This is a genomic window from Candidatus Nitrospira nitrificans (assembly GCF_001458775.1).
Classification (GTDB): domain Bacteria; phylum Nitrospirota; class Nitrospiria; order Nitrospirales; family Nitrospiraceae; genus Nitrospira_D; species Nitrospira_D nitrificans.
Genome location: NZ_CZPZ01000013.1, coordinates 38,215 through 55,623, shown reverse-complemented (window position 1 = coordinate 55,623; position 17,409 = coordinate 38,215). Strand labels below are relative to the sequence as shown.

Here is a 17,409-nt window from a genome sequence, read left to right as displayed (position 1 = left end):
GTCAGTCAAGCGGCATTTGAAACCAAGATCGGTATAAAGGGCCTCCTTCTCACACGGTCGCCACGCCCACTCGTCAAGCCTACCTGCTCGGCCTCGGCAAATTCTCCGGCGCAATCGCCGACCTGTCGGGTTGACCGGGGTGAGGTTCACGTCACCACGACGCTGAGACGACACCACTTCGTGGACGGATGGAGTGTGCATCCGAGGTGTTTCTCAAATAAGATATCAAGAAGCTTCCGGCCTGATATCTCGCCGGAGACGAGTCTGCGAACATGAAGAAGCGAGCCAGCTAAGATGTGTGGAATTACCGGCATATTTGCCACGAATGCATCGGCGCCTGCGGATATCCCGGCCACGATCGACCGGATGGTGCGCGTGATCGGACATCGTGGACCGGATGGTCAAGGCACCTGGGTTGGTTCAGGGATCGCGCTGGGGCACGCGCGGCTGTCGATCATCGACTTGACCGCCGCCGGACGGCAGCCCATGTCCAATGGGGACGGGAGTATTCAGATAGTGTTCAACGGGGAAATCTATAACTTTGTAGAGTTGCGTGCCGAGCTCAGCGAACGTGGGTACCACTTTAAAAGTCATACCGACACCGAAGTCGTCCTGAACGGCTATCACTGCTGGGGCGAGCAGGTATTCGAACGTTTGAGAGGTATGTTTGCCGTGGCGCTATGGGACCGGCGCCATGAGAAGCTTGTCCTTGCTCGAGACCGCATTGGGAAAAAGCCTTTGTTTTATGCCTGGCATGGCGATGTGCTTTTGTTTGGGTCGGAAGTCAAAGCCATCCTTGCGTGGCCCGGTTTTAGGCGCGAGCCCGAGTATGAAGCCCTCCACCACTATTTGACGCTGCAATATATCCCGGCGCCGTGGTCCGCGTTCAAAGGGGTGAAGAAATTTCCGAACGCCTCCTACATGGTCGTCACCCGTGAGGGACAGACCACTACCACAAAATACTGGGCATTGCCTGCACCGTCGCACGCGCGTCACCGGCCGCTGCCGGAGTTGAAAGAAGAACTCTTGGCCCTGCTTGATGACGCCGTGCGTCTGCGCATGATTGCCGATGTGCCGTTAGGGGCGTTTCTTTCAGGTGGTGTCGACTCATCGGCTGTCGTGGCCCTGATGGCGCGCCACTCCAGCGGCCGTGTCAAAACGTTCTGCATCGGGTTTGATGAGGCGAGCTACGACGAACGGACATATGCTCGTACGGTCGCTGAACGCTACGATACGGACCATCACGTGATGGTCGTTCGTCCCAAGGCCACCGCCATTCTTCCGCTGCTCACATGGCATTACAACGAGCCGTTTGCGGACCCCTCGGCCATACCCACGTATTACGTGGCGCAGATGGCGCGGCAATACGTCACCGTCGTTCTTAACGGTGACGGAGGAGACGAAAGTTTCTTAGGCTACAGTCGGTACTCGCAATGCTTGGAATCAGAGTGGATAAATAGTTTGCCGCCGCCCTTGCGACAGCTCGCGTCTCGTCTCGTGCGATCCATCCCGCCCGACGTCGACTGCTACCGCGTCTTGCGGGTGGCCCGCCGCTGGCTGTCCTACGTGAGTGAACAATCCTCTCGTCGTTATGCCCCATCCATGGCGTACTTTTACGATCACGACAAGGTTGCCGGCTACGACTATCATCTGCGGCCATTTCTCGCCGATTCGTCACTCGACCTCCTTGAACCCTATTTCCGACAGTCCACGTCGTATGTAGGCGGAGCGGCCTGGGCCGACATCCACACTTATTTGCCGGATGACCTTCTGGTAAAGGTTGATATTGCCAGCATGGCCCACGGTTTAGAAGCCCGATCACCGCTGTTGGATCACACACTCATGGAATGGGCTGCCCGCATTCCATCGGCACAGAAAATGGAGGGCGGCGTGACCAAATCCATTCTGAAATCGGCATTGGAGCCTTTTCTGCCCAACGACATCCTCTATCGCCCCAAAATGGGATTTGGTGTGCCGATCGATGAATGGCTCAAAGGCGAACTCAAAGAGTTTGCGCATGACATACTGCTCAGCCCTCACGCTCGCCAAAGGGGCTTGATTACGCCAGCCTATGTCGAATCCATGCTGGACGAACATTGCAGCGGTATTCGTTTGCACCATACCCGTTTATGGGCGTTGCTCATGCTCGAGCTGTGGTTTCGGATGTGGATTGATCCCGCCGAAGTGCCGCTCGCGCCGCCCGCCACCGCACCATTGATGTGAATGCCCAGAATCAATATGGCCACACCCGTCTGGCGACTCATCTTGCGCGGTGCCAAATCGATGTTTGTTCCTCCGCCTGTCGGCACGGGGGGCACCATCTCGGCTCAGTATTGCTATTCAGTCTATTTGCGTCATCTGGTCATCGCAGCTCAGCATGGCCTCGCAACGGATCCGCGCACGCTTGTTGAACTTGGCCCCGGCGACTCCATAGGAATCGGTCTTATGGCGTTGCTCACGGGGGCTGAGCAGTATTACGCCCTTGATGCTGTCCGCCACGCCTCGACCGAAGCCAACCTGTCGGTGTTTGATGAACTGGTCCAATTACTCAGAGGACAAGCGCCTATTCCTTCTGCGGACGAGTTCACGGAGATATTGCCGGCGTTGAGTGACTATCGCTTCCCACGGGAAATATTGAGCGCAGCCAGACTCGCTCAGGCCCTTGAGCCTGAGCGTCTGAAGCGCCTGCGCAATGCCCTGTCGGGCGATCTGGCGGCGTGCCCTATTTACTATCTTGCCCCGATGGGCAGAATGAATGAGATTCCTAGCAATAGCATCGACCTGATTATCTCGCAAGCCGTGATGGAGCATGTCGACCCGCTTAAGGAAATCTATGCCGAGTGTTTCCGTATCCTGAATCCCGACGGCTTCATGTCCCACCAGATCGATCTTCGCTGCCACGATACGGCATCCGAGTGGAACGGCCACTGGAAATATTCCGAATTGACATGGCGTCTGATGCGCGGCGGACGTCCCTGGTTCATCAATCGCCAGCCGTGTTCGGTGCATCTCGATTTGGTCAAGCAGGTTGGCTTTAGCCTTTGCGCTGAGATAAAACAATTGAGTAGCTCCGGCATTTCGAACAGGCAATTGGCGAGCCGTTTTCGATCGCTCTCGGAAAGCGATCTTAAAACCTCCGGAGTTTTTGTCTTGGCGAATAAATCCGCGGACAATATTCATGACTAACCCTCGACTCCGGGCTGCCGCTGAATACTGGCAGGCCAGGAAATATCAGAAATCAGTATTTGTGATTCCATTCTCCATTTCAGCCGAGGATGCGCTTGCTCTCCGGAATCTCCCTTGTTGTGCGTCGATGATTCTCCGAGACCCCGATCCGACACTAACGTCCCGACCCCATTTGTCTTGGTTAGGGCGCTACGCTGATGACGGAAGGTCTTGGCAGCTTCCAGAGACTTTGGGGACCTTTATCTTCCTTGGTCCACCCGTGCAGCTGACAAACAAAATGCTGAAGCAAGTTGCAGGTACCGGCGCGCGCTCAATCGTCTGTGAGAATAGACTCCACCACTTTGTGGACCTACCGCTGTTCCGTTTTCATTTATGGCATCTAGCCGAGAAGGTCATCGAGAGAATGAGCAATTTACCGGCCGGCTCGCCGGTGCACCATCTCGTCCAAGCGGCAAAAACAATACCGGGAGCTAGAGCGCTGTGGCATCGGGTATTTCGGCGAGATTCACATGACCAAAATATGTCGGTGTGGGATGTTGCGCAATGCACGGTTTCTGCTGCGCGTTTGGACATTGTTTTCTTTCGCGAGTTGCTGAAACAGGCGCTCCTGCTGGCATCCACGAGCAGTTTCAGAGCAGAGCCAAGACGTTTCATCTTGGTTAATTCGGGTCTGGCGGCTGGTGGGGCAGAACGGCAGATCGTTAATACGCTACGCGGGCTGCAAGCTAAAGGCTTTGACGACATCTGCCTGATCGGGGAATATTTGCATCGCTCCCCTGGGCTCGACTTCTATCTGCCGCATCTTGAATCTGCCAAGATAGCAGCGTACCCTTTAACAAGCGCGATCAAAATCGCCGAACGTGGGTTTCAATCGGTCCCCGACCCACTTGGCGAGCTTTTCGCTAAGTTACCCAATACCATGGCTGAAGAAATTCTGAATTTGGCTGAAGAATTCAAGAATCGCCGACCTACGGTGGTTCATGCCTGGCAAGACAGTACCAGCATCAAAGTCGGCATTGCCGCAATCATGACCGGTGTTCCACGTATTGTGCTCGCCAGCCGCAACCTCACACCGGTCAATTTCGGCTATTACCAAGACTATATGCGATGTGCTTATCAGGCATTGTCTGAACTGGATCACATCACTTTCCTTAACAACAGTTGTGCAGGGGCGTTGGACTATTGCCGTTGGCTTGAAATCCCACACGATCGCTTCCAAGTTGTAAAAAATGGTGTGGACTTCAGTGGGCTAAGTCGGGTGGATGATTCGGTGGTGTCGGCCTATCGCCACTCTCTTGGTATTCCCCAAACGGCTCCGGTTGTCGGCTCCATTTTTCGATTCTGGTCAGAAAAACGTCCCATGCTCTGGCTGAAAGCTGCGAGAGAAATAGCGAAATTGACACCAGATGCGCATTTTCTTTTGATCGGTGAAGGCCCTATGCGAAAGGAAATGGAAAAGTTTGTGCGGAAGACCGAGCTTGAAAATAAGGTGCATATGCCCGGTGCACGTACCGACATCGCTACCCCTTTATCGTCAATGACAGTATTTGTTTTAACCTCGGAGTTCGAGGGGACTCCCAATGTTGTTCTGGAGGCTCAATGGATGGGGTTGCCTGTCGTCGCCACGGATGCGGGCGGAACGCGCGAGGCTATTGAAGAGGGCATAACGGGATGGTGTTGCCGTACGCCTGATCCTTCCGAGATAGCAACCAGAACCAGGGAGGTGTTGTCAGATAGTTCATTTCTACAACACCTACGTCAGCGTGGGCCTCGTTTTGTCGATCAACAATTTGGTTTGAACGAGATGATTGATTGTACGTTACGTCTCTATGGGGTTAAGAATGAGAGTGCCCCAAGTCCTTATCCCCATCGGCACTCGCATGCGTCTCACCCGCACACAGAAGTACAAACATGACTAAAGCGGCAACCCCGACGTATTGCGCATATCCCTGGCAACAGATGATTGTGGACCTGACGGGCGAGGTTGTGCCGTGTTGTTTCTGGAGTGGTTATGGCAATGTGGGTAAGCCGCTGGGAAATACGAATCTTGCTAGCATCGATGAAATCTGGAACAGCTCGGAGTACCAAGCGTTACGGCGAGCCAATGCCTCGGGCAACCTTGAGGGCCATCCCTGTAACCAGTGCACGGCGTATGGGTGGGCGAACGGAAACTATCCACCGTTCAGTTCCCCTATCCCTTGGCGGCATGAGTCTGGCCACTGCTATCTTGTGGAAATACCGGAGAGTTTCGCCAAGCTTGCAGGGGAATCATTGCATGAGGCGGAATTGCTGGAGGACGGCGTTCCCCTGCCGTTCCCTAAGTCGTTGCACGATGACATCCGAAACTTGGGGAAGGGGCTCTACTCGGTTTGGGGGCACTCGCTGTACTTTTCGACATCCGATAATTCTGACCCATCGGACAATGGGCGCAGCTATGAATTGAAGGTGCCCCGCGGGCGTATCAAGTTACAAGGATTGGTCGTCGATTCTCTCTCAGGCCAAAACATTCTCAAGGCGTGGGAAGAGTATCGGGAGGGGGTGGAGGTCATGTCGGCCAAGCCGACCATGATCTCCCTGATATCCACGGCGGACTGCAACATCGACTGCCCGGGTTGCAGTCAGAACATGGTGCGGCTGGTTCGCGTGCAACATCGCGCCGAGACTGTGCCGGATATCCTGGCGCATGTACGCTACCTCTATCAATTTATCTGGCACGGTGGCGAGCCCTATCTCATCAAGCGCTTCCGCCAGTTTGTGGACGAATTCCGCACTGACGACAATCCCAACCTTGCCTTCGGTTTTACCAGCAATGGCACCATGCTAAATTCTAAGGAGCTCAATAAGCTCCGGAAGTTTCCTCGCATCAACGCCAGCATTTCGGTGGACAGTTTCAATAAAGAGATGTTTGAAAAGATCAGGAAAGGAGCTGACTACGATACGGTGTTAAGCAACGTGCTGCGCGCCGTCGCGACCTATGACGCGCCTGACCGGGTGTTCTCTGTCGGCATGATCGTGTGCAAGTCGAACTTCCGTGAGCTGCCTGAAAATCTCACGTTTGCGATCGAGCACGATATAGGGCTCAACCTGTCGCCCGTAGTGATTTATCCGGTCACCGAGCAGCTCAATGTATTTGAGAATTGCCGGCTGCAGACTCAAGGTTGGCAAGAAGCGCTCGATCACGCGCGCAGGATTATGCAGCAGGCTGTGACGGAAAAGAGACCCTCGGTTCGGCGAGTTGATGCGACGGGAATGCTGGCTGAATTGCAATCGATTCTTGACCGCGCTCAACAACGCTATCATCGGTGCACTGCTTTGGAATTCATTGTTGCTGACCCCAACCATTCGCTTTCGCGGATGATTCGCCCTGGAATCGTTCTCTACCATGCTCAGACGAACGAAGTCCCGGCTTATTGTGAACTTGCGTCGGGCGCCGGCTCCTATGCCGTCCAAGTGCCATATGGCTATTCGCCGCAAAGCCTCTATTGGGTATTGGTTCATAATCTGATGGAATTAACCGGGAGAGTGGCCGAAGGTTGGTTTGAACCCATAGATGAATCCTTCATCACGGCGAAGTTCGAGGATAAGCCCGTGAAACCCGTTTGTCTCTCGATTCCAAAATTCGCTGCAGTGGATCGACCAAGAAATACGATGTTCGCCAATTACGGTGAAACAACGCCTAACGGTTTGCGCGTCAAGACCGCAGAAGATGTTACTCTCGCATACAACAGCATGACGGTCGAAGAAAGGCTTCATGGTAGAGGCCTTGCAATACACACGTATCGGCAACACATGTATCTGGCTGCAGCCAGATTGACCAGCCGGATACGTCGTTTTTTGAGCGAATCAAGGTAATGAGCTAAGAGATCTCTGATTTTTCCGCACGAGGTTTATGCTATGGATGGCTCCGACCTTTGCATGAAATGGAGACGTTACGCGGCCATCAGTCAGTAGGGTTCGTAATCCGTTCATCCATGGCGTGATTTCCCAGCTCAAGCAGCAAACCGGGTGCGGTATCATCATCAATACCTCATTCAACGTGCGCGGCGAGCCCGATTGTGATGATGGGGGAGGATGCATACCGCTGCTTTATGACGACGGACGTTGAGTTTACCGGCACGCCACAAGCAGAACGATGCTCCGCTTTCGGTATTGCTGACCCATGTTGCGTTGGGTATCTTCCTGTTTTCTTCCAGACGTCAGCCCTGCGCCTGTCATATATATGCTTTCCTAAGGAATGAGCCGCCCTTGAATAGATTTGGCGTTTACTCCGGAATCTTGAGCGTGTATGCAAACCGCAGGTTGCTTTGGTCGCTGGTGGTTCGTGATATTCAGTCTCGTTATCGTGGAACCCTACTGGGTTTTCTATGGGCCGTGGCCTATCCGCTCATGATGCTGGCTGTGTATGCCTTCGTTTTTGGCGGGGTATTTAACGCACGCTGGGGGAGTGGTGGCGGCGTGAAAGATTTTGTTCTGATGCTCTATTGTGGCCTTATCGTGTACGCTCTATTTTCAGAAACACTGACACGATCTCCCTCTGCAATTTTTTCAAATCCAAGCTATGTCAAGAAGGTGGTATTTCCGTTAGAACTGCTGACTATTAGCTATCTTGTCTCAGCTGTCTTTAATGCCCTGATCGGTGTTGGATTGCTCTGTCTTTTCTTGCTCATTCTTTATCAATCGATTCCACTCACTGCTTTATATGTGCCGCTGGTGTTCGCCCCATTGTTGGTGCTCACAGGTGGCCTGGCGTGGTTGCTTGCGTCCATTGGTGTTTTTTTTCGCGACGTTGGGCAAATTATCGGGGTGATTATGTCTATGTTGTTATTTTTGAGTCCAGTGTTCTATCCGGCATCTTCCGCCCCAGCGTTGGCTCAAAAGCTAATCTATCTCAATCCGCTGACCTATCCCATTGAGGAATTACGTGCCGTGCTGATTTTAGGCAATCAACCAGACTGGTTCCACTGGTTCGCCTATCTTTCTGTTTCCATTATCGTGACTATTGGCGGGTTCTGGGTATTTCAAATGTCCCGCCCCGCATTTGCCGATGTGATTTGACATGAGTGCGCCGATAACGCCCCCCATCCGGCTTGACGCTATTAGCAAGTGCTATCGTATTTTTCGAAACCCTCAAGATCGATTCAAGCAAGCTTTGCTTGATCGTTTTCAAGGTGTGCTAGGTAAAAGGAACATGAGTTCTCTTTACCGTGAGCACTGGGCCCTGCGAGATGTCAGTTTTGAAGTTCAACGGGGTGAGGCCGTTGGTATTCTTGGCCGCAATGGAGCAGGGAAGAGTACACTGCTCCAGATCATCGCCGGAACCGTGGCGCCTACCTCAGGCACCGTTCAAACCACAGGACGAATTACCGCTTTGCTCGAATTGGGGAGCGGTTTCAATCCTGAATTTACGGGGCGAGAAAACGTTGTTCTGAATGCTCAAATTCTGGGTTTATCACGCGAAGATGCTCTGGCTCGATTTGACGACATTGCCAGCTTTGCAGACATCGGTGACTTTATCGATCAGCCTGTCAAAACCTACAGCTCCGGAATGATGATGCGGCTCGCGTTTGCCGTGCAAACGGTAATGGAGCCTGACGTAGTTATCGTGGATGAGGCTCTTTCTGTCGGGGATGCGAAATTTCAGGAAAAATGTTTTCGCAAACTTCGAATGTTGAGGGAGATGGGAACGACTATCCTTTTCGTTTCTCACGATATCAATGCTGTGACAAGTTTCTGTGATCAAGCGTTCTTGTTTGATGCCGGTCAGATCGTTGATGCTGGCAAGCCCGTCAGTGTTTCGAAAGCATATATAGAGAATCTATATAGCGAGCCTGCGAAACGATCGATACATGAAAAACGCAAAGATTCAGAAGTAGAAGCTGAGCCAGGGACAACATTGCTGAGCCAAGGTACTGCTCACCATACATCTAAAACGAATGCTGCGCAGGATGGTTATCGTTTTGGGGATCGCAAAGTAGAAATTTTGAGCGTAGCTATATTTGATCAGGCAGGAAAAAAAACAGAGGTTCTCGTTTCCGGCAACCAGTACCGAATCACTCAAACTGTTGTGGCTCACTTTCCAGTTGTTGACTTGTCCTCAGGATTCATTATTAGAAACACAAAGGGTGTCGACATCTTCGGCGTAACCAACAAAACCGCTGCTGTCGAAATTCCCCGGATTGAAGCTGGTCAGATTTTTGAAGTAAGTATAGAAATTGACGCATGGCTGGCTGCCGGCGACTATTTTTTACAAGCTGCCAATGCAGGTGCAGACGGTGCTCAATGCGACTGTAGAATTGATGCGCTTCATTTCGTGGTCATCAATACTCCAACTCTTTTTACGACCTCAATCGTCAACTTGAATCCGAAACTGCGATTCGGCGTGATGAAGAACGATCAGCGTATGATGGGTTCGTTAGGTGGATAGCACCGTGACCTTTCAGCAACTTGGGATTGTTGAAGAAATGAACGACCCGAGGATTGACAAAATAGTAGATGCGGTCGCGCCGTACAGCATGGTTCATCAAACGGGAATCGTCTTTACGATGGCAGCAGTCGTGTACGCAATCAAAAACAGTTTGCCCGGTGTATTTCTAGAATGCGGAACCTGGAGAGGCGGATGTTCAGTCGCGATGTTGTTGGTGCAACGAGAATTATTCGGCAAAGTGCTTAAACCTGTCTACATGCTGGATAGTTTTGAAGGCTTACCCGGAGTAGATCATCGAGATGGCCCTCTTGCTGCAAAATGGCAATCTGGTGTTGACGCAGAAAAGTTTTTTGATAACTGCAAAGCAGCGCAACAAGACCTCGAAAATCTGTTGAAACAGCATCAGTTTCTGGCGGCCGAATACAGGCTTGTTCGAGGCTGGTTTGAATGTACCGTTCCAAACGTGGCATCGGAGCTTTCCGAACAAGGTATCGCTGTTCTTAGGTTGGATGGTGATTGGTACACGTCCACCGATGTTTCGCTCACGCATCTTTGTCCGATCACAAGTGAACGAGGCGTTGTAATTATCGATGATTATTACGCCTGGGATGGATGCGCGCGCGCCTTGCATGACTATCTATCGAGAAACGATTTGCCATATCGGATTAAATCACTCCCCTACAATTTCGGGGCTTACTTTATTAAGCGAGCGTATAGATCGAGTTTTAACGAGTTTTGACGGAGCGCGATTTGGTCAAAAGAATTCACTGGACACCGCAGTTAGTCAATAAGTTCTGGGATGGGGTCGCGCAAACAGAGCTCGACAATCTTTCTTTCGGGAAAGTGGCAGGTCCAAAATTTCTGGAGCTTATCAGTGCCTATCTTGTTCCTGGGGGCAGGTGTCTCGATTTCGGAGCAGGCAGTGGTCATATCCTACAGCTTCTTTTGGATCGGGGCCTGAACGCAGCGGGCTTTGATCCATCGCCAGATCGCCAAGCTTCGTTGGTAGCCAAAATTGGGCAACACAAAAATTTCTTAGGGATCAAGGACGTCGATTCCAATGAGCAGTTTGATGTCGTTCTCTTGATGGAAGTTCTCGAGCATGTGCTGGATGAGGATTTCCACAAGGTGCTTGAGCGCGTTGCGAAGTTTGTTAAGCCGGGTGGGTATTTGATTGCATCGACTCCAAATAACGAAAATCTTGAGTCTGTAAGTGTTTATTGTCCGGTTTCGGAGACGTTGTTCCATCCTTGGCAACACGTGAGAAGTTTTACCCCATATCAGATGTCCGATTGCTTTAAGAGTATGGGGTTTGCGTCCGAGTTTGTTGCTCTGGCAGATTTTTCGTCAGACGTGGAACTCGTTGAGAACCACAAGACAGCGAGAGTGTTATTGAAGCAACTTTCCGACTTTATCGAATCATCAGTCCGGAAATATCAACTGCAGCTTAAGGAACTTGATGCGATAGACGCCTATTTGCGAAGTGGCGCCACGCTTGGATTCTGGCAGAAGATAAGGCTTCGGATTGATTTGCTATTACGGCATCGAGCACTAATCGGAAAACTTCATTCAATGGCGCACGATCTGGCTCATCGTTTTGATGAAGCGTCGAGTTATGCCCTAGGGCAACTGAGGCAAACAACGGCACTCACAGGCAATGGTGTTGATCGATCAACTCGTGAAGCCGATGGCATTGATTTGCGGGTTGGAAAGGAGACGACCATCGTGTACGTGGGGAAAAAGCAATGAAGCTCGAATTTACATATCTGCTCAATGCAGCGACTTGGCGCAGGGTCGGTCTGGAACGATAAGGCTCGAATCAGTGTTTAGTGTTGAATTTCTACATGTTATTCGAGAGTTTGAATACGGAAAAGTAGTCGAGCGACTCTCCCCGGGTATCCGCATACTGGAGATCGGTGGCGGCACAGGTTATCAGGCAAAGCGCCTCAAGGAAGATGGCTACGTTGTTGACTCTATCGACATGCCTGACTCCAACTATGTCGGCCAATTGGAGTTTCCTGTTCAGCCTTACGACGGCCGAAATATTCCCTTTCCCGATGATAGTTTTGACGTAGTGTTTTCTTCCAATGTCTTGGAGCATGTCCTTGATCTGCCGTATCTGCAAGCCGAGATCAAGAGAGTCCTGAAGCCAGGCGGCTACTGCGTGCATCTCATGCCCTCCGGCGCATGGCGTTTCTGGACCAATATGGCTCACTATACGGAACTTGTTCAGCGGCTGCTTGGGTTGGCCCCTCGCCTGCTTCCCAAAGGGTTTTCAAAGTCCGCGCGTTCTGATGCCATGAGCGTGCTGCGCTTGATGGTAAGTACGGCTAAGCACTATGCAATAGTTCCGCGCCACGGTGAGACCGGCAATGCGCTGACCGAGATCAAGACCTTCAGCTCACGTCATTGGAGAGAACATTTCACAAACCAACTTTTCACCGTCGACGAGGCCACGGCTGTCGGGCTTTTCTACACAGGCCATATGGTGCTTGGCCCACGTCTCTCGTTGAAATCCAGGCAGAAAGCGTCCAAGTGGCTCGGCAGCGCCTGCGTAATCTACGTGGTCCGGCCTGCCTAGGCGTTCAGGTATCGCTCTTGTGAGCCGTTCAAACATCGTTCGACTGGCACTGCGCGTGATGTCCTGCGATGTCATATGGGCGATTCATCGTGTGCGAGTGGCTCTGGGGTTGCGGGGGCCAGTGCCTCGCCCGGAGCCTTTGTCGTCACAAGTCGGAGCATCTGCCTGTCTGAATGGAAAGGTGGTTGGTCTGCAGGGGCCGATAAAAGTCCTTGCGTTTTCTCATAACCTTGACTTTGAGGGGGCCTCAATCAGTTTGAACGAGCTGGTTGTGGGGCTATTTCATCAGGGAGTGATTACTCCTGAGGTAGTCGCTTTTGAGGATGGGCCATTGCGGGGTAAATATGCGTCGCACGGGATCGCTGTACAGGTCGTCCCCGGTATATTGCATAAAGTTTCAACGCTTACGCGCTTGAGCGTCGAGGTAGATCGTCTTGCCTTACGCATTCAGGAGGCCGGAGTTGGGCTGGTCTGGGTCAATACGCTGCTGAATTTTCCGGCGGTCTTGGCGGCAGAACAGGCCGGTGTGCCGTCGGTCTGGATCCTTCGCGAAAGTGAACAGTGGGATCGATATTTCTGCTTTCTGCCTGATCCGGTTGCACAGCGTGCGATTGCTGCCATTGGGTTGCCGAGAAAAGTTGTCTTCGTTGCGCATGCCACCCGAAAGGTTTGGGAGCCGTTCGACACGCGACAGAGCTTTACTGTGATCCACAACGGAATCAATCTCGACCGGTTTTCTGTTCGGAACGATGCGGCTGAGCGTGTACGCTGTCGTGATGCCTTAGGTTTGAAGCCGGACTCCATCGCAATTCTCTCCGTGGGCACGTTATGTGACAGGAAAGGCCAAAGGGATTTGGTGGAAGCTTTTAGTATGCTGCCCGATGCCCTTTCGCGTCGCATTCAGATACTGCTTGTCGGTGATGGCCGTGGCGCCTACGCGGCTGCTCTCAAAAAGAGATGCCATGCGCTCCCTGCTCCATCGAGAGATAAGATACGGATTATCCCGCCGACTGAGTTGATCGCCGAGTTTTATGCGGCTGCCGATCTCTTTGTCCTGAGTTCAAAAGTAGAGAGCTTTCCGCGAGTCACGCTTGAGGCGATGGCTTTTGGCCTTCCCATTATCACGACGCCTGTATTCGGCGTGCGTGAGCAAGTGGTTGAAGGGGAGAACGCGTTGTTTTACCCCCCCGGTGATAGCCGGTTGCTGGCAAGACAGATTGAGTATTTGGTGTGCGACGATGCCCGTCGGCTCCGGATGGCCACACGTTCACGAGAACGCATGTCGCAGATGACGACATTTGATGAGATGGTTGCTGCCTACGGCGGTATTAGCCGGGAGGCCATCGGATGCATGTCCCGTTAATTGCCACAGCAAGGCTAAGACCAAGACAATGGCCGTTGCTTTCTCGATGTGGATGCTCATGCAAGAGGTGGTGATCGGTAAAGTAGAAGATGTGGCCTAAGGTAACCGTCGCCATTGTCAACTGGAACGGGCAGCCCTTTCTTGATCGTTGCCTATCAGCATTGCAGGCGCAGACGGTCACGCCGCATGAGATTATTCTGGTTGATAATGCGAGCTCCGATGCGTCGCTCGATATCGTTCGGCGTTATCCATCCGTGTGTATGTTGGAGCTGAACGAGAATCTTGGCTTCGCACGAGGCAACAATGTGGCAATTCAGGCCGCCGCCGCAGAGTCCGAATGGATTGCCTTGCTGAATCCGGATGCCTTTCCCGAGCCACATTGGCTGGAGGCGTTATTATCGGCGGCGCGGGAGAATCCTGAATTCGATGTCTTCGGAAGCAAGCTGGTGAATGCCACTGATCTTTCTCTATTGGACGGGGCAGGTGATGCGTATCATATCAGTGGGCTGGTGTGGCGCGCGGCGCATGGCGCACCGGCGGATACCCTTTCAGTCCAGGCGTCCGAGGTATTTTCAGCCTGTGCTGCCGCGGCGCTCTATCGGCGGAGCGCGTTGCTTGAGGTCGGCGGTTTTGATGAAGATTATTTCTGCTATGTGGAAGACGTGGACATGGGGTTTCGGTTACGGCTGACCGGTTACCGCTGTCTGTTTGTGCCTGCGTCCGTGGTTCAGCATGTCGGCTCTGGTACAACGGGCGGGCAGCATAGCACGTTTGCCCTCTATCATGGACATCGCAATGTGGTGTGGACTTTCGTGAAGGATATGCCGGGAGTATTGTTCTGGCTGTTGTTGCCGCTGCATGTATTGCTGAATGTGGCGAGCATCCTTTGGTTTGCGTTGCAGGGACGGGGCCGGGTGATCCTGCGATCCAAGCGCGATGCCTTGTTCGGTTTGCCGAAGATGTGGCGCAAGCGGCAAGCGATTCAATCGACTCGTATTGCGACAGTGAGTGAGATTTGGCGGTTGATGGATAAGCACGTCGTTCCAGTAAGGTAATCCAATCCCACAGTTCTCCACTTGTCCTGCCGTGGTCGTTCCTACTCCCTTCTGGTCGGTCTTGAGTGTATCGCACCTCGCCAGAACATTCCCGTCTCGGAATTCATGGTTCTGTTGGGCCTAGCCCGTCTTTACCCGAAGACTAGGGCCTCCACTAGTTGACTTGCGCGGTAGACCGGGCCTAGGCTCGAACCTTGGGCCAAGGCTTAACTGAATTTCGCTAAGTAATGAAATGTTGACGACGGCTTCAGCACGGCAATTGACCTCATCACCACCCTGTCGCTCGAGCAATCTTGAGGTCTGTCCTTTATCCAAGACAGTCTCGCTGATCATCGTGAATTACAATGCATGCGAATGCATTGTCGCCTGTGTCTCGTCCGCCTTAAGCCAGGTCGACGAAGTGATCGTGGTCGATAATGCCTCAAGCGACGACAGTTTGGCGCAACTTGAGGCGGCCTTTCCCTATGACTCGAAGGTGCAGATTATTCGAAATTACCGGAATCTTGGGTTTGCGGCGGCCTGCAATATCGGAGCCGAGGCCTCCACCGGCAGTTGTCTGTTTTTTCTTAATCCTGATTGTGTACTGACGCCTGATTCCGTGAGTCACCTGTTGCGGGTGCTGGATGATTGCACGGATGTGGGAATGGCGGGTGGTCTGCTCGTCAATCCGGATGGCACCGAACAAGCGGGTGGAAGGCGGGCCATTCCGACACCATGGCGATCGTTTGTGCGGGCATTCGGTCTGTCGCGTTTTGCAAATCGATGGCCGAGGCTGTTTTTTGATTTTCACTTACACACGCAGCCGTTGCCGGCTCATCCTATCGAGGTCGAGGCGATTTCCGGCGCGTGCATGTTGATCCGGCGCGCCGCAATGCAAGATGTCGGGCATTGGGACGAGGGGTACTTTTTGCATTGTGAGGATCTGGATTTTTCCATGACCTTGCGGCGCAAGGGCTGGAAAATTATGTTCGTGCCTGACGCGAGAGTCGTTCATTACAAAGGAAGCTGCAGCCGCGCTCGTCCGATCTTTGTCGAATGGCATAAGCACTGCGGAATGATGCGATTTTATCGCAAGTTTTTCCAGCATCAGTATCCAGGCCCCTTGATGTGGCTGGTGGCGCTGGGCATCTGGCTACGGTTTGGATTGGTCGCGACCTATCACTCAGCATTGCGCATTCTGCGATAGCTCCGGATTTCAGTGTGGATCAACGGGTGAAGACCGGCTTACTGGGGGCAAACAGTCTGGTCGGCGAATGCGTGATCTCTCGGCTGAGAAACGACGGACGTCACACCGTGGCGTTCTCCAGGCACCCATCCGGTGGCGAACCTGAACCGGGAGTGACCTGGTTGCAGCTTCCCGCGTCTTTACCCGCTCACCCCGATGTTCCCTCAATCACGCATTGGTTGTGTGTGGCTCCTATCTGGGTGTTGCCTCAGTACTTTGGAATGATCGAAATCTCCGCCGCGCGTCGAGTGGTGGCCTTGTCTTCAACCAGCCTGTTCGTCAAGAAGGATTCGTCCGATCACGGCGAGCGGCATCTTGCACAGCGTCTGGCCGAGGGAGAGAGGGCGTTCCGCACCTGGGCGGAGACGCAAGGAGTGGAATGGGTCATTTTGCGTCCCACGTTGATCTATGGACGTGGGCGGGACAAGAATCTGACGGAGATTACCCGGTTTGTACGCAGATGGGGATTTTTCCCCCTGTTGGGAGAAGCCGAAGGCTTGCGTGCGCCTGTGCATGCGGAGGATGTCGCTGCGGCATGTGTGTCGGCCCTGACTTCGCCTGCCGCGGTCAACCGGACCTATAATCTTTCCGGGGGGGAAACGATGTCTTACAGGGAGATGGTGAGCCGCGTCTTTTCCCTAGTCGGCAAAGTGCCGTATCTCGTCACGATACCGCGCTCGCTGTTCCGGCCGGCGGTGGCAGCAGCTCGCTTGGTGCCACGGTATAGACATTGGACGGTGGAGATGGCGGAGCGCATGAACCGTGATCTAGTATTTGACCATGCCGATGCCGTGCGAGATCTCGGCTTTGCGCCGCGACCCTTTCGAGTGTTGCGAGAGGACTTGCCAAGATGAATGTTCCGGTTGTGGTTGTGCTGGAACGTACTTCAAGGATTGAGCGAATAGTCGACGGACGACTTCTCTACGATTCTTGACCGGTGGGTCGTGTTTTTATTTTGCGATGCCCTGCCTGTCGGGTATGATAGGTTTTCATCGACACTCATTGAGGTAGCCTCTTAGCCTTGGCGATTAAGCCCACAACACGAAGCTCCGTAAGTCGGCGGCCGTCTCGGATTCTACTCAAAGGGATCCGGTTGTTCGCCACGGATGTGGACGGAGTGCTCACCGATGCCGGCATGTACTATTCCGAGTCGGGCGATGAATGGAAAAAGTTCAATACCCGAGATGGAATGGGGATCAAACTGCTGCAAAAGGCCGGTCTCATCACGGCGATTGTGACGCAGGAGCGAACCAGGTTGGTCGCTCGCCGAGCGGAAAAACTCGCCATTCCGGAACTTCATCAAGGAGTGATGGACAAGTTGTCGGTGATCCGAGACATGGCCATGCGACATGACATCTCACTGAGGCAAGTCGCGTACATCGGCGATGACGTCAACGACATCGAGGCCTTGAAGGCAGTGGGATTGTCGGCGGCCCCGGCGGATGGTCTTCCGCAAGTCTTGAAGGTCGTGGACTATGTGTGTCGGCAGAAGGGTGGGGAGGGTGCGGTGAGAGAACTCGCAGAGATGTTACTGGAGGTGCGGCAACCTCGGTTACGGTAACCGTTACTCGTTCA

General features: G+C 53.0%; 15 protein-coding genes. All 15 read left to right on the top strand.

Translation table 11 applies throughout. From position 1 onward, the window contains the following. Positions 1 to 294 precede the first annotated feature (294 nt). The 15 genes from asnB (at position 295) to COMA2_RS10500 (ending at position 17,395) form a co-directional block, all read left to right on the top strand. A complete protein-coding gene (gene asnB, locus COMA2_RS10570) occupies positions 295 to 2,223 on the top strand; it encodes an asparagine synthase (glutamine-hydrolyzing) (protein WP_090897547.1) in 1,929 nt (642 codons plus the stop codon). 15 nt (positions 2,224 to 2,238) lie between these two features. Continuing rightward, complete coding sequence (locus tag COMA2_RS10565) at positions 2,239 to 3,186, top strand: methyltransferase domain-containing protein (RefSeq protein ID WP_175304532.1); 948 nt, start codon at positions 2,239 to 2,241, stop codon at positions 3,184 to 3,186. Between the two features lie 277 nt (positions 3,187 to 3,463). After that, positions 3,464 to 5,101, top strand: coding sequence for a glycosyltransferase (locus COMA2_RS10560; protein WP_175304531.1), 1,638 nt, complete (start codon positions 3,464 to 3,466; stop codon positions 5,099 to 5,101). After that, positions 5,098 to 7,038: an SPASM domain-containing protein gene (locus tag COMA2_RS10555; RefSeq protein WP_090897541.1), complete on the top strand. Its 1,941-nt coding sequence runs from the start codon at positions 5,098 to 5,100 to the stop codon at positions 7,036 to 7,038. The genes COMA2_RS10560 and COMA2_RS10555 overlap by 4 nt, the downstream gene beginning before the upstream one ends. Before the next feature lie 124 nt (positions 7,039 to 7,162). After that, positions 7,163 to 7,291, top strand: a complete 129-nt coding sequence (locus COMA2_RS21315; RefSeq protein ID WP_217490705.1) for a carbamoyltransferase C-terminal domain-containing protein — start codon at positions 7,163 to 7,165, stop codon at positions 7,289 to 7,291. A gap of 140 nt (positions 7,292 to 7,431) precedes the next feature. Then, a complete protein-coding gene (locus COMA2_RS10545) occupies positions 7,432 to 8,241 on the top strand; it encodes an ABC transporter permease (protein WP_090897538.1) in 810 nt (269 codons plus the stop codon). A gap of 1 nt (position 8,242) precedes the next feature. After that, complete coding sequence (locus tag COMA2_RS10540) at positions 8,243 to 9,610, top strand: ABC transporter ATP-binding protein (RefSeq protein WP_090897535.1); 1,368 nt, start codon at positions 8,243 to 8,245, stop codon at positions 9,608 to 9,610. Positions 9,611 to 9,614: 4 nt separating this feature from the next. Continuing rightward, complete coding sequence (locus COMA2_RS10535) at positions 9,615 to 10,349, top strand: TylF/MycF/NovP-related O-methyltransferase (protein WP_139077271.1); 735 nt, start codon at positions 9,615 to 9,617, stop codon at positions 10,347 to 10,349. Between the two features lie 11 nt (positions 10,350 to 10,360). Then, positions 10,361 to 11,359: a class I SAM-dependent methyltransferase gene (locus COMA2_RS10530; RefSeq protein ID WP_175304529.1), complete on the top strand. Its 999-nt coding sequence runs from the start codon at positions 10,361 to 10,363 to the stop codon at positions 11,357 to 11,359. Between the two features lie 34 nt (positions 11,360 to 11,393). Then, the gene (locus COMA2_RS10525; RefSeq protein WP_175304528.1) at positions 11,394 to 12,191 is read left to right on the top strand and encodes a class I SAM-dependent methyltransferase; all 798 of its coding nucleotides are present in this window, start codon (positions 11,394 to 11,396) and stop codon (positions 12,189 to 12,191) included. A gap of 271 nt (positions 12,192 to 12,462) precedes the next feature. Then, positions 12,463 to 13,554 carry a glycosyltransferase family 4 protein gene (locus COMA2_RS10520; protein WP_217490704.1) on the top strand — a complete coding sequence of 364 codons (1,092 nt, stop codon included), beginning with the start codon at positions 12,463 to 12,465 and terminating at the stop codon, positions 13,552 to 13,554. Between the two features lie 89 nt (positions 13,555 to 13,643). Next, a complete protein-coding gene (locus COMA2_RS10515) occupies positions 13,644 to 14,609 on the top strand; it encodes a glycosyltransferase family 2 protein (RefSeq protein WP_090897521.1) in 966 nt (321 codons plus the stop codon). Positions 14,610 to 14,841: 232 nt separating this feature from the next. Continuing rightward, the gene (locus COMA2_RS10510; RefSeq protein WP_090897518.1) at positions 14,842 to 15,795 is read left to right on the top strand and encodes a glycosyltransferase family 2 protein; all 954 of its coding nucleotides are present in this window, start codon (positions 14,842 to 14,844) and stop codon (positions 15,793 to 15,795) included. Between the two features lie 14 nt (positions 15,796 to 15,809). Next, complete coding sequence (locus COMA2_RS10505; RefSeq protein WP_090897517.1) at positions 15,810 to 16,688, top strand: NAD-dependent epimerase/dehydratase family protein; 879 nt, start codon at positions 15,810 to 15,812, stop codon at positions 16,686 to 16,688. A gap of 239 nt (positions 16,689 to 16,927) precedes the next feature. After that, complete coding sequence (locus COMA2_RS10500; RefSeq protein WP_090897514.1) at positions 16,928 to 17,395, top strand: KdsC family phosphatase; 468 nt, start codon at positions 16,928 to 16,930, stop codon at positions 17,393 to 17,395. Positions 17,396 to 17,409: the final 14 nt, after the last annotated feature.

Coding starts and splice junctions, on each gene's coding strand:
- COMA2_RS10565 (WP_175304532.1), top strand. CDS start 2,239: ATGGCCACACCCGTCTGGCGACTCATCTTGCGCGGTGCCAAATCGATG.
- COMA2_RS10515 (WP_090897521.1), top strand. CDS start 13,644: ATGTGGCCTAAGGTAACCGTCGCCATTGTCAACTGGAACGGGCAGCCC.
- COMA2_RS10555 (WP_090897541.1), top strand. CDS start 5,098: ATGACTAAAGCGGCAACCCCGACGTATTGCGCATATCCCTGGCAACAG.
- COMA2_RS10510 (WP_090897518.1), top strand. CDS start 14,842: ATGTTGACGACGGCTTCAGCACGGCAATTGACCTCATCACCACCCTGT.
- asnB (WP_090897547.1), top strand. CDS start 295: ATGTGTGGAATTACCGGCATATTTGCCACGAATGCATCGGCGCCTGCG.
- COMA2_RS10540 (WP_090897535.1), top strand. CDS start 8,243: ATGAGTGCGCCGATAACGCCCCCCATCCGGCTTGACGCTATTAGCAAG.
- COMA2_RS10560 (WP_175304531.1), top strand. CDS start 3,464: ATGCTGAAGCAAGTTGCAGGTACCGGCGCGCGCTCAATCGTCTGTGAG.